At 74.2% G+C, this 11,741-nt stretch carries 13 protein-coding genes; 6 read left to right on the plus strand and 7 right to left on the minus strand.

The features are described from left to right. Positions 1-104: 104 nt before the first annotated feature. Positions 105-701, minus strand: a complete 597-nt coding sequence (locus E1266_RS04115; protein ID WP_132043878.1) for a TetR/AcrR family transcriptional regulator — start codon at positions 699-701, stop codon at positions 105-107. Positions 702-775: 74 nt separating this feature from the next. On the opposite strand from E1266_RS04115, the gene E1266_RS04120 reads away from it, so the two are divergent. Beyond that, a complete protein-coding gene (locus tag E1266_RS04120) occupies positions 776-1,669 on the plus strand; it encodes an oxygenase MpaB family protein (RefSeq protein ID WP_132043880.1) in 894 nt (297 codons plus the stop codon). A gap of 31 nt (positions 1,670-1,700) precedes the next feature. Here E1266_RS04120 and E1266_RS04125 read toward each other — a convergent pair whose 3' ends face one another. Genes E1266_RS04125 through E1266_RS04135 form a run of 3 tightly spaced genes read right to left on the minus strand, consistent with a single transcriptional unit; the run spans position 1,701 to position 3,752 of the window. Continuing rightward, a complete protein-coding gene (locus tag E1266_RS04125) occupies positions 1,701-2,948 on the minus strand; it encodes a DUF6596 domain-containing protein (RefSeq protein ID WP_132043882.1) in 1,248 nt (415 codons plus the stop codon). Between the two features lie 5 nt (positions 2,949-2,953). After that, positions 2,954-3,292 carry a YciI family protein gene (locus E1266_RS04130; protein ID WP_132043884.1) on the minus strand — a complete coding sequence of 113 codons (339 nt, stop codon included), beginning with the start codon at positions 3,290-3,292 and terminating at the stop codon, positions 2,954-2,956. A gap of 46 nt (positions 3,293-3,338) precedes the next feature. Then, complete coding sequence (locus E1266_RS04135; RefSeq protein ID WP_132043886.1) at positions 3,339-3,752, minus strand: VOC family protein; 414 nt, start codon at positions 3,750-3,752, stop codon at positions 3,339-3,341. 137 nt (positions 3,753-3,889) lie between these two features. Between E1266_RS04135 and E1266_RS04140 the strand changes: the two genes are divergently transcribed. Next, positions 3,890-5,185, plus strand: a complete 1,296-nt coding sequence (locus E1266_RS04140) for a pentapeptide repeat-containing protein (RefSeq protein WP_132043888.1) — start codon at positions 3,890-3,892, stop codon at positions 5,183-5,185. On the opposite strand, the gene E1266_RS04145 is transcribed toward E1266_RS04140, so the two are convergent. Next, entirely contained in the window at positions 5,166-5,579 is a 414-nt protein-coding gene (locus E1266_RS04145) for a VOC family protein (RefSeq protein WP_132043890.1), read from the minus strand. The two genes, E1266_RS04140 and E1266_RS04145, sit on opposite strands and share 20 nt — an antisense overlap. A 180-nt stretch (positions 5,580-5,759) precedes the next feature. On the opposite strand from E1266_RS04145, the gene E1266_RS04150 reads away from it, so the two are divergent. Then, the gene (locus E1266_RS04150; RefSeq protein WP_132043892.1) at positions 5,760-6,338 is read left to right on the plus strand and encodes a dihydrofolate reductase family protein; all 579 of its coding nucleotides are present in this window, start codon (positions 5,760-5,762) and stop codon (positions 6,336-6,338) included. Positions 6,339-6,407: 69 nt separating this feature from the next. On the opposite strand, the gene E1266_RS04155 is transcribed toward E1266_RS04150, so the two are convergent. Further along, the gene (locus tag E1266_RS04155) at positions 6,408-7,091 is read right to left on the minus strand and encodes a PaaI family thioesterase (protein WP_132043894.1); all 684 of its coding nucleotides are present in this window, start codon (positions 7,089-7,091) and stop codon (positions 6,408-6,410) included. A 111-nt stretch (positions 7,092-7,202) separates the two neighbouring features. Here E1266_RS04155 and E1266_RS04160 point away from each other — a divergent pair, with 111 nt between their 5' ends. Beyond that, entirely contained in the window at positions 7,203-7,889 is a 687-nt protein-coding gene (locus E1266_RS04160; protein ID WP_207945407.1) for a TetR/AcrR family transcriptional regulator, read from the plus strand. Positions 7,890-7,896: 7 nt separating this feature from the next. On the opposite strand, the gene E1266_RS04165 is transcribed toward E1266_RS04160, so the two are convergent. Beyond that, positions 7,897-8,901 (minus strand): enoyl-CoA hydratase/isomerase family protein, encoded by a 1,005-nt coding sequence (locus E1266_RS04165; protein ID WP_207945408.1) that lies wholly within the window; start codon positions 8,899-8,901, stop codon positions 7,897-7,899. 51 nt (positions 8,902-8,952) lie between these two features. Between E1266_RS04165 and E1266_RS04170 the strand changes: the two genes are divergently transcribed. Further along, positions 8,953-10,182, plus strand: a complete 1,230-nt coding sequence (locus E1266_RS04170; RefSeq protein ID WP_132043898.1) for a CoA transferase — start codon at positions 8,953-8,955, stop codon at positions 10,180-10,182. Beyond that, positions 10,179-11,588 (plus strand): amidohydrolase family protein, encoded by a 1,410-nt coding sequence (locus tag E1266_RS04175; protein WP_132043900.1) that lies wholly within the window; start codon positions 10,179-10,181, stop codon positions 11,586-11,588. The genes E1266_RS04170 and E1266_RS04175 overlap by 4 nt, the downstream gene beginning before the upstream one ends. The last annotated feature ends 153 nt before the right edge of the window (positions 11,589-11,741 follow it).

The following is an 11,741-nucleotide window of genomic DNA, read 5'->3' on the forward strand; positions in this document are numbered from 1 at the left end:
ATCTCGGGCACCGGGGCGGCACCGCGTCCTGAGCCGTCGAACTTCCACCACTCCTCGACCCTCACCTTGTCGCGCAGTTCCGCCTCCCGCCCGGCGGCGTGCGGTCAGGGTTTCAGGGCGGGGAGCAGCATGCCGTCCAGGAAGGTGTCGACGTCGGTGGGCGGTGGGGCGACGACCAGCATCATGAAGACCCGCAGCAGCCAGTGGGCGAGGTCGAGCGGGTCCTGGGGACGGATGCGCCCGGCGTCCATCAGGCTCTGGTAGAGCGGGGCCAGCATCCGGGCGCCCTGGTCGAGCATGGGCGCGGCGTGCACGGCGAGCGCGCGTCCGATGAAGTCGGGCTCGTCGCGCAGCACCTTGGCCAGCACCGGGTTGGCCCACGCGTGGCGCAGCAGCGCGGCCAGCGGCCGGGTGATCACTTCGGGCCCGTCGGCCTCGGCGAACATCCGGGGGAGCGTGCCGTAGAAGGCGTGCAGGTCGCGGGACAGCAGCAGCCAGGCGGCGTTCTCCACCGAGCCGATCTGCCGGTAGACGGTGCTGCGCGAGACGCCCATCTCCCGGGCGATGTCCGCCATCGAGGTGCGGGACAGGCCGTGCCGGGCCAGGCACAGCGCCGCGGCGTCCAGGCAGGGGCCGAGCTCCGGAGCGGGCGGGGGCGGCAGGCGCCGGGCGAGGTCCGGCAGGTCGATCGCGGCGTCCACGCGGCCATTATGCCCCCTCTGGACACATGCAACATTTTCGTGTCATCGTCTCAACGACAGTGAAGGAGGCCGGAATGGCGGCAGCTGAGCACCTCGACGACCCGGCCGTCCAGGCCGCCGAGCCCATCGGCCCGCAGTCTCTGCTGTGGCGGATCGCCGGCGACTCGCGGGCGGCGCTCCCCGGCGGCGCCACCGGACTGCTGCAGCTCATGTACCCGCCGCTGGGCACGGCCGTCGCCGAGCAGTCCGGCTTCTTCGACGACCCGTTCGGAAGGATCTGGCGGTCGGTCCCGCAGATCTGGGCGACGATCTTCGAGCCGGACGGCCCCGAACGCGCCCGCCGGATCCGCGACCTGCACCTCGACTTCAAGGGCGTGGACTCCTCGGGCCGCCGGTTCCACGCCCTGGACCCCGAGACGTTCTGGTGGGCGCACGCCACGTTCACCTGGCACATGTTCCGGACGGCCGAGCTGTTCTTCCCGGTCGGCGCCCTGACCGCGGCCGACCACGACCGCCTCTACGCCGGGACGGTCGCCTGGTACGCCCGGTACGGCGTGAGCATGCGCCCGGTGCCGTCCGACTACGCCGCCTTCCGGGAGACGTTCGACGCGTTCTGCGCCGAACGCCTGGAGATGACCGCCCCGGCCGCGCGGTCCATCGAGATCGCCCGCACGGACGGCATCGGCGCGGTCCCGTTCGTGCCGTCCATGGCGATCCGGGCGGCCCGGCCGGTGCTGCGGCCGCTGGGCACGCTGGTGGCGATCGGCTGCCTGCCCGAGCCCGTCCGGACCCGCTTCGACATCGAGTGGTCCCCGCGCGACCAGCGCCGCTTCGACCGCATGGCCGCACTGATCCGCACCTCGGCGCGCCTGGTCCCCCGGCGCCTCGACCAGTGGATGCTGCTGACCCAGCTCCGCCTCATCGGCGCCAAGACCCGCAAGGAGCGCTACCACCCCACCGAAAACTGACCCGCCCATCCGCCGGGTCGGCGGCCTGGGGTCAGTCCCAGTGGAGGCGTTGTTGGAGGAGGGCGTGCTGGGCCGGGTTGGTGGTGTGGGCCAGGGCGTGCTGGTCGGCGGTGCGGGCGTCCTCGTGGTGGCCGGTGGCGCGCAGGAGTTCGGCGCGGGTGGCGTGGAACAGCGGGTAGTGCTCCAGGGCCTTGCGGTCGGCCGGCGAGAGGGCGTCCAGGTCGGCCAGGGCGTTGCGGGGGCCGCCGCGGAGGCCGGGGTGGTGGTGCAGGGCGATGGTGCGCTGGAGCCGGTGGACGGGTGAGGGCGCCAGGGCCAGGAGCATGTCGTAGAGCACCACGATCTGCGGCCAGTCGGTGTCGGCCCAGGTGGGGGCTTCGGCATGACAGGCGAGGATGGCGGCCTGGAGCTGATAGGGGCCGGGACGGCGCAGTTTCGCGGCGCGTTCGATGAGGCGGGCGGCGTCGGCGATCGCCTCGTGGTCCCACAGGGCTCGGTCCTGGTCGGGCAGGAGGATGAGGCCGCCGGCGGCGTCGAAGCGGGCGCCGGTACGGGCCTGGTGCAGGCGGACGAGGGCGAGCAGGCCGAGGACCTCGGGCTCCTTGGGCAGCAGCCAGGCCAGCTGGGCGGCCAGCCATTCGGCGTCGCCGGCCAGGTCGGCCGCGTGGGGGCGCTCGCCGGTGCTGGTCAGGTAGCCCTCGTTGAACAGCAGGTAGACGACCGCGAGGACCTGGCCGAGGCGCTCCGGCAGCTCGGTGCCGGCGGGGATGCGGTACGGGATGCCCGCCTGGGTGATCTTGCGTTTGGCGCGGGTGATGCGCTGCCCGACGGTGGCCTCGGGGACGAGGAACGCGGCGGCGATCTGCGCGGTGGTCAGCCCGCACACGGTGCGGAGGGTCAGCGCGATCTGCGCGGTGCGGGGCAGCGCCGGGTGGCAGCAGGTGAAGATGAGCTTCAGCCGGTCGTCGGGCTCGGCCGGCGCCGGCCAGGCGAGCCGGGCCAGCTTGTCGCGGTAGGTGGCCTGCCGGCGCAGGAGGTCGATGCCGCGGCGGCGGGCCGTGGTCAGCAGCCAGGCGTCCGGGTGCTCGGGGACGCCGTCGGCGGGCCAGCGGCGCAGGGCGGTCTCGATGGCGTCCTGGACGAGGTCCTCGGCGGCGGCGAAGTCGCCCAGCACCCGCACCAGGCTCGCCGTCAGCCGGCCCGCGTGCTCGCGGACCACGCGGGCCAGCTCGGCGCGCACCTCGTCCTGCGGGTGCGCCGGGTCGTGCGGCGGTGGCATCCGGGTTAGGTGATCGGGCGGATCTCGACGACCGGGCACCCCGGCCACGTGCGCGCGAGGGCCATCGCCTCGTCCAGGTCGGCGACCTCGATCTCGGCGTAACCCGAGACGACCTCCTTGCCCTCCACGAAGGGGCCGTCGGTGACGATGGCGTCGCCGCCGGCCAGCCGCATCGTGGTGGCCGTCTCCGGGCCGTGCAGGTGCGCGTGGTGCGTGATCTGGGCGGCGTGCTCGGTGAACCAGCGGCCGGCGCCCTCGAACGCCTCCTGGCGCTCGGTCTCGGTCATCGCCTCCAGCTCGCGGACGAACTCCTCGGTCTCCACGAACATGAGCACGTACTTCACGTTGTCTTCCCCTCCCGGATCGGTGTTGGCTGCGCCCCGCGGGCGGTCACTGAGCGTCGGACGGTTCGGCCAAGGGGCAGTACAGGTCGATGCCGTTCCCGTCGGGGTCGGTCACGGTGGCGTACCGCATCCCCCAGAAAGCGTCCCAGGGCTCCTGCACGCCGGGGTACCCGGCGGCGGTGAGCTCGGCGTACTTGGCGTCGACGTCGGCCGGGGCGGCGAACTGGAACGCCAGGAAGTTGCGCGGGTCGCCGGACGGGCCGCTCCACCCCTTGGTCTGGCTGGAGGCGCGGAACTTCTCGGTGTCCAGCATCAGGTGCAGTCCGCCGGGCAGGTCGCAGCTCGCGTGGTCAGGGTAGGCGGGATCGACGGTGAAGGCCAGGCCGAGCCGGGCGTAGAAGCCGATGGCGGCCTCCATGTCGGCGACGACGATGTCGATGGTGTTCAGGGTCGGGTTCACGGGTCTGCTCCTTGCACTGTCGGGAATCGTGCCTTCACCCCCTAGACGAATGGGATGGGCCCCGATCCGACATCGGCCACGTGTGCGGCGCCTGTTCGGGCATGGATGGGCGGCTTGGCCCGTGATATTGAACGAGTATGGAGCCCCCTCGCCCGTTCAATACATGGATTTCCGTCCGGCCGGACGTGGTCGGGCCGGAGGTTGTGCGGCTGGTCGCCGACTTCCGTGAAGGGGAGGGCCAACCGGCCGCCGCGCCGGCCGATCGGCCCGTCGCCGAGGCGGCGGTCTCCGGGTTGTACGACCTGGTCGGCGCGCCGCAGCCGCGGCTCGTGTGGATCGACTCTCCCCGCGGGGAGCCCGACTGGGACTGGAGCGAGTTCGGCGCGCCGGATCCCGAGGCGATCGCGGCCACCCACGGTGTGCCGGAGCCGGGGGAGTTCCTTCTGCTGCGGCTCAACGGTGTGGAAGGCGAGAAGGGCCGGTTCTCCCACGGCCGGCGCCGGAGGGTTTGGGAGCGCAGGCTGGCGCTGTGGCAGGACCTCGTCGGATCCTGCGGCGGCTGGTGGCCCTTCGAGGACGTCTGCCTGGTGTGCGAGCGTCCCGAGCAGATCCATCTCGCCCCCGAGCCGAGGGCCGGGGAAGAGCCCTTGCGGCTGCACCGCCGGACGGGGCCGGCGATCCGCTACCGCGACGGCTTCCAGCTGTACGCGCTGCACGGAAGGGTCGTGCCCGCGGACGCCGTCGACGGCGAGCGGACCGGGACCGCCCGGCCGCCCGGCTTACCGGAGAACCTGGCGGGACTGACCGAGGACGGGAGCGCCGGGGACCTGGCCCGCCTCGCCGGCAAGGACTTTCGCGGGGCCGACCTGCGGGGCGTCCGGTTCCCGCAGGGCGCCGACCTCATCGACGCCGACCTCAGCGGAGCCGACCTGCGCCGCGCCGACCTGTCCTGGGCCTGCCCGGGCCCGCCGGCCCTGTGCATGGGAGTCGAGTTCGCGGGCGCCAGACTCGTCGGCGCCGATCTGCGCGGCGCCGACTTCGGCATCATCGGCGGATTCGCCGGCGCCGACCTGACCGACGCGGACCTGAGCGGCGCCGCCCTCGGCGGCGCGCCCGAGGTCGGCGCCTCGAACTTCGACGGCGCCAAGCTCGTGCGGACCAGGCTCATCGGCGCCGACCTGATCGGCGCCGTTTTCACCGGTGCCGATCTCACCGGCGCGGATTTCACCCACGCCCGCTTCGCCCACATGTCCGGACGGCCTTCCCCGGACCACGTGCTGAACCTCTTCGCCCGCTGTACCTGGGACGTCTCCACGAGATGGCCGGACGGAGAATGGGCCGAGGCCGTCCGCGAAGTATCCGGCCCCATCGGCCAGGACGCCTTCCAAGTGCGTGAAGAGGGCGCGGCTCCGGTCAGGCGGCCGAGCCGGTGATGTTGACCATCCAGTTGATGCCGAAGCGGTCGGTGCACTGGCCGAACTCGTCGCCCCACATCTGCATCTCCAGCGGGACCCCCACGGTGCCGCCGCCGGACAGCTTCGCCCAGTAGTCGCGCAGCGTGTCGGCGTCGTCGCCGCTCAGGCTGATCGTGATGTTGTCGCCGGGGTTGTGCGGCATGCCGGGCGGGGTGTCGGCGGCCATCAGCGTGTAGCCCAGCTCGGACTGCAGCGTGCCGTGCATGATCCTGTCGGCCTCCGGCGCGCTCTTGTCGCCGTACTCGCCGAAGGTGTGCATCGTCAGCTCGCCGCCGAGGACGTCCTTGTAGAACTCCAACGCCTCCCGGGCGTCGCCGTTGAAGCTGATGTACGGGTTGAGCTGCGATGTCACCGGACGCCTCCTCTTTGAGCCGGATTGCGCTTCGATCCTCGCCATCCGTCTCCGCGCGCGGCAACCGTCCTCGGGACTCGGCATGGCCCAGCTTCGGTAAAGGCGTTCCCGGCGATGAGTCCGGCCGCGGCCGCCGGTCAGTATCCCCGACAGGCGATCGGCCGCAGTGGGAGGAGCATCATGACCGCGACCTACACCTTCGACGTCTTTTCCAGCCTCGACGGCTTCGGCGCCGCCGGGGGCGACTGGACCGGCTACTGGGGCAAGCAAGGTCCCGAACTCCTCGACCGCCGCCTCGCCCTGTACGAGGAGGACCAGCGGATGGTGTTCGGCGCCAACACCTACCGGGCGTTCGCGCAGATGCTGGCGTCGAGCACCGAGGAGTCGGACGTGCGCGACCCCTGGGTCACGCGGATGCGGCACCTGCCGGCAACGGTGGTGTCGAGCACCCTGGAGGGCCCCCTGGACTGGCCGGACGCGAACGTCGCGAGCGGCGACGCCGTCGACGTCGTCGCCCGGCTCAAGGAGGAGTCCGCGGTGCCGCTGCGGTCGCACGGCAGCCTGGCGATGAACCGGGCGCTGATGGACGCCGGCCTGGTCGACCGCGTCCAGGTGACGCTTTTCCCGGTCATCACCGGCGCGACCGGGCTGGACCCCGTCTTCCGGGGAGCGGCCGACTTCGACCTGGAGCTGGTCGGGCACCGGACGCTCGACGGCCACATCCAGGAGCTCACCTACCGGCCCAGCCTGCACGGCTGAGCGCGTCCACGACACGCCGGCGCGCTGCCCGGGCGCCGCCGTTACGGGTCAGCGGGCACATAGCGGTGTCTATGTGCTCGGCCCCTCCGGGGCGGTCGGGGTGCCCGCCGGCTGGATGAAGACGCCTTCGGCCTCGACGGTGACCCCGTCGGCGTCGGAGATCGAGCCGGCCACGAAGATCTTGCGGCGCTCCTCGCCGACGATTCTCCCTTCGAGCCGCAGGGGGCCCAGGGGAGTACCGCGCCGGTAGCGCATGGTGAGCGTTCCCGTGAAGGCCGTCCGGCGCCTTCCGGACGCCGTCTCGCCCATGATGTGGTCGAGGAGCAACGCGGAGACACCGCCGTGCACCAATCCCGGAGGCCCCTCGTACGCCGCACCCAGAACCACATCGGCGTGGCACCCGTCCGAATCATGGACGATGCGGAGCGGCGGAGCGATCCCGTTCGCGGCGCCCACCACGGCATTGCCCCAGTTCCAGGAGCGGAACTCGGTGTTGTACCTGACTCCGGCGGGACCGGGCAGCTGGGAGGCCCGCAGCCTGTCGACGAGTGCGGCGAGGTCGTCGCGGACCCGGTGGACCTCGTCGTCCCCGACCGTCGTGCGGATCGTGGCGTCGATCAGGTCGCGGACGGTGCCGGCCAGCGACTCGATCACCGCTTCCCGGCGTTCCACCTCGGCGGTCGGCGTGTCGTCGCGGACGAATCCGCCGGCCTGCCACGCGGACGCTCTGAGGGAGGGCTGGCGGCTCGTCATGCGCCGACCGTATACCGGCGGGACCGGTGCCACCAGCTTACATAGATGTGTCTATGCTCACTCCGCCGATGCGGCCGTTCCGGCCATGCCGCCCGAACTAGAATCGCACCCGTGACTGAGCCCTCGTCCGCCCGGGGCGCGCAGCCGGTGGAGCCGGGCCGCGGTGTCACCGGCCCCCCGCTGAACGCGCGGGGCGCCCCGCTCAACCGGCGCGGCCTGGAGACGCGCGCCCGCGTGATCAGGACGGCGATCGCCATGCTCGCCGACAGCGAGCACGCCGGCGAGGCCAGCGCCAACCTCGTCGCGAAACGCGCCGGGGTCACCTGGGGGACGGTCCAGCACCAGTTCGGCGGCGTCGACGGGCTGTGGGCCGCCGTCCTCGAAGAACTCGCGGGCCAGGGCGACATGCTGCCGTGGAAGGACATCGACGACGGGTCCGTGGCCGAGCGGATGAGCCGCATCGTCGACGCCATCTGGTCGGGCCTCGACTCGCCCCCGGGCCGGGCGGTGGCGGCGCTGCGGAGCCTGCTGCCGCGCAACACGGCCGAGTTCACCGAGGCGTACCCGCGGACGGCGGAGCAGCTCAACCTCTGGGACCGCCGGTGGCGGCGCGCCTACGCGCGGGCGTTCCGCGGGCTCGTCGTGGACGCCTACCGGCTGGAGCGGGTGCGCCACCTCCTGCCCGCCGCCGTCCGCGGCCTCTATCTGGAGCAGCACCTGAGCACCTGGACCGACATCGACGACGCGCGCGCCGTGCTGGCCGAATCGATCGCCGGCTACCTCGAACCCCGCCGCTGAGGCGGTGTCAGGGCCGGATGCCGTCCACCAGGTGCCAGGCGAGGGCGGTCTCGGCGGGGACGGGCGTTCCGGTCAGGGCCATGTAGAGGGTCCGCCAGCGGCCGATGCGGCGCGGGATGCTCACCGTGCCGCTGGCGCCGGGGATGAGGCCCATGGACACCTCGGGCAGCCGGAACGTCGCGTCCCGGTGGGCGGTGACGCGGCCGGCGAACGCGGGGAGTTCGATGCCCGCGCCGACGCAGGGGCCGTGCACGCGGGCCTCGACGCGTCCGGCGAGGCGGTGGATCAGGCGGCCCGCGCCGCCCCGGGTGCGCACCAGGTGGGCGGTCGCCAGGTCGGGGGCGGCGCCGAACTCGGCCAGGTCGCCGCCGGAGCAGAACGCGGGGCCCGCGCCGCGCAGGGTCACGCGGGTGATGGCGGGGTCGGACGCCGCGACGGTCAGGGCGTCCACGAGGGCGTCGCGCAGCTGCCGGCCGAAGGCGTTGCGCCGTTCCGGGCGGTTGAGCGTGATCGACAGGTGGCCGGCGTCCCGCGCGAGCAGGACCGGGTCGTCCGCCTCGGGCGGGACCGGGCGCGGAGGGCGGGCGGCCAGCCAGCGGGCGAACTCCGGCCCGCCGAGGAGCGTGGAGTAGGCATAGGACTCGACGTCGAGCGCCGCGTCGACCGGCATGCCCTCCGTGGTGCGCAGGACGTCCCGCAGGAGCAGGGACGCATGCGGATTGCGGGTGACGGCCTCGCGCAGCACGTCCGGCGAGGCCGCCGGGTCGTCCACGGCCTCCCGGCCGCCCGCGCCCAGCGTGAGGTCGAGTGCCCGGAGGAGTTCGGGGTCCGCCGTGCCGAGGCCGATGAGGATGCGGTCGCAGTCCCCGGCCCGCTGGGCCGCTCGCGCGGCGACCGCGGGATCTGCGGGGGCCAGGTCGACGGTGACGAGGGGGTCGTGAACGGACCCGTCGGGGGCCAGGAGCGGCAGGTCGGCCGCGCCGTCGGCGAGGTCGGCAACGGAGATGTGCACGGCCGGTCCTCTCCCGGAAGTGTCGATCGGGCCGGAGTGTATCGTCGGGCCATGTCGCCTGGTGGGGACGCATCGCCGCAGGGGAGCGGGCCGGACGCCCTTGCGAGCTGGGCGTCCTCGGGGGTGCTGCCGCTGTGCGGGCATCCTGACGGGCCGCCCCTCGTGCCGCCGGGGAACGCGGCGGCGGTGGCCGCCGGCCTGGGGGAGCGGTTCGGGGTGGACGGCGCGCGGCTGCTGTCCGAGCGCGCCGCGTTCACCGGGCACCGCCGGAGGGGACGCAGGTCCGCCGGAGGCGCCTGCCGGCTTCTCCCGACGGCGGACGGGTGGGCCGCCGTCTCCTGCGCCCGCCCCGACGATCCCGCCCTCCTCGGCGCGCTCGCCGAAGCGGACGTGGACGACGACCCGTGGCCGGCGCTCGTCCCCTGGCTGCGCGAGCACACCGGGGCCGAACTGGCCGAACGCGCCGAACTGCTAGGGGTCGCGGCGGCGCCCGTCGCGGACTGCCCGTCGAGCGTCCCCGAACCGCTGGCGCCCCGCCCGCTGGACGGCGCGCTGGTGGTCGACTTCAGCGCGCTGTGGGCGGGCCCGCTGTGCGCGCACCTGCTCGGATCGGCCGGAGCGCGCGTCGTCAAGGTCGAGACCCCCGCCCGCCCGGACGGCGCCCGCCTCGGCGACGCCGCGTTCTACGACCTGCTGCACGCCGGGCACCGGTCGGTGGTCCTCGACCCGGCCGACCCCGCGGGCCGCCGCGCGATGCGGGCGCTCGTCGACGCCGCCGACATCGTCATCGAGGCGTCCCGCCCCCGCGCCCTCGCCCGGTTCGGTCTCGACGCCGAGGCGGCGGTCGCCGGCGGGACGACCTGGGTGTCGATCACGGCCTACGGGCGCGCGCACGACCGGATCGGCTTCGGGGACGACGTGGCCGCCGCCGCGGGTCTCGTCTGCCGCGACCCGGACCTCGCCCCGCTGTTCTGCGGCGACGCCATCGCCGACCCCCTCACCGGGCTGACCGCCGCCGCCCTCGCCGCCACCGTGCCGCCCGGCGGAGGCGGCGTGTTGTGGGACGTCGCCATGTCCGCCGTGGTCGCCGCGACCCTCCCGGCGGGGGAGCCCGTCACGAGCCCGGAGGCCGTCCGGCGCGGGGACGCCTGGGTGCTGGAGAGCGAGGCCGGTGCCCTGCCGGTCGCCGCCCCGGCACGGCGCGAACCATCGGGCGGGGCCCCCGCGATGGGGCGGGACACCGCCGAAGTGCTGGCCGGCCTCGGTATCGCCGTCCCGTGACGGGGCTGCTGCTGCGGGACGCCGAGCTCGGCCGGCGCGGGCGCGCCGACGTCCGCCTGGCGGGCGGCCGGATCGCCGAGATCGGCGGCGGGCTGGCACGGCGGCCCGGGGAGCAGGTCGTGGAGTGCGGCGGGGGAGCGCTCATTCCCGGACTCTGCGATCATCACCTGCACCTGCACGCGCTGGCCGCGTGGCGGCGCTCGGTCGTGTGCGGGCCGCCCGCCGTGACCGGCGCGGACCGGCTCGCGGCGGTCCTGCGGGACGCCGAACCCGATGAGCACGGGTGGGTGCGCGGCGTCGGCTACGCCGAGAGCGTCGCCGGAGACCTGGACGCCGCCGCGCTCGACGCGCTGCGCCCGGGCGGGCCCGTCCGGATCCAGCATCGCAGCGGGGCCCTGTGGATCCTCAACCCGGCGGCCGTGCGCGCCGCGGGCCTGGCCTCCGCCGACCACCCCGGTGTCGAGCGGGACGCCGCCGGACGGCCCACCGGCCGGCTCTGGCGGGCGGACGACTGGCTGCGCACCCGCCTCCCGGCGGCGCGCCCGGTGGACCTCGGCACGGTCGGGCGGGAGCTGGCGCGGCTGGGCGTGACCGCCGTCACCGACGCGACGCCCGACCTCGGCGCCGGGGCGCGGGCCGCGATCGAGGCGGCGGTCCGCGACGGGACGCTCCCCCAGCGCGTCCACCTCCTCGGACTGCCGCCGGACGCCGGGACGCCCCCGCACCCGCACCCGCGCCTCAGCACCGGCCCGTACAAGATCGTCCTGGCGGATTCGGGCCTGCCGCCGCTCGACGAGCTGGGCGCGCGGATCAGGCACGCCCACGAGCATCGGCGGCCGGTCGCGGTGCACTGCGTCACCCGCGAGGCGCTCCTGCTCCTGCTCGCCGCCTTCGCCGACACCGGGACTTTGGACGGCGACCGCATCGAGCACGCGGCGCTCGTCCCGGAGAGCATCGTCCCGGAGCTCGCGCGGCGCGGGCTGCGGGTCGTCACGCAGCCGGGGTTCCTCGCCGACCGCGGCGACGACTACCTCCGCGACGTCCCGGCCGAGGACGTGCCCGACCTCTACCGGTGCCGGAGCCTGCTCGAAGCCGGGGTCCCGGTCGGGCTGTCCAGCGACGCGCCCTACGGACCGCTCGACCCCTGGGCGGTACTGGACGCCGCCGCCAACCGCACCACGAGGTCGGGCGCGGTCGCCGGCCGGGACGAGACCATCCCCGCAGCCGAGGCACTGCGCTCACTCCTCACCGCCCCCGGCACACCCGGCGGACCTCCCCGGCGTGTGGCCACAGGGGAGGCGGCCGACCTCGTACTCCTGCACGTCCCGCTAACCGAAGCCCTGCACCGCCCGTCAGCAGGCAACGTCCGCGCGACGATCGCGGGCGGACGCCTCCTCGCGGAGTAGGAGCTTACGAATCTACAAAGTAAAGGGCGCGGGCTGTGGCCGTTGAGGATCGCGCCTCACCGGCGCGTACAGACTTCTTCCGTTCATCGAATGCAATCGGCATGGCCGTCGGTGGGGGACGGGGGCCTGATCTAGCCTGAGCTGGGGGAACGG

This window comes from Actinomadura sp. 7K534 (genome assembly GCF_004348575.1).
In the GTDB taxonomy this organism is placed as follows: Bacteria; Actinomycetota; Actinomycetes; order Streptosporangiales; family Streptosporangiaceae; genus Spirillospora; species Spirillospora livida.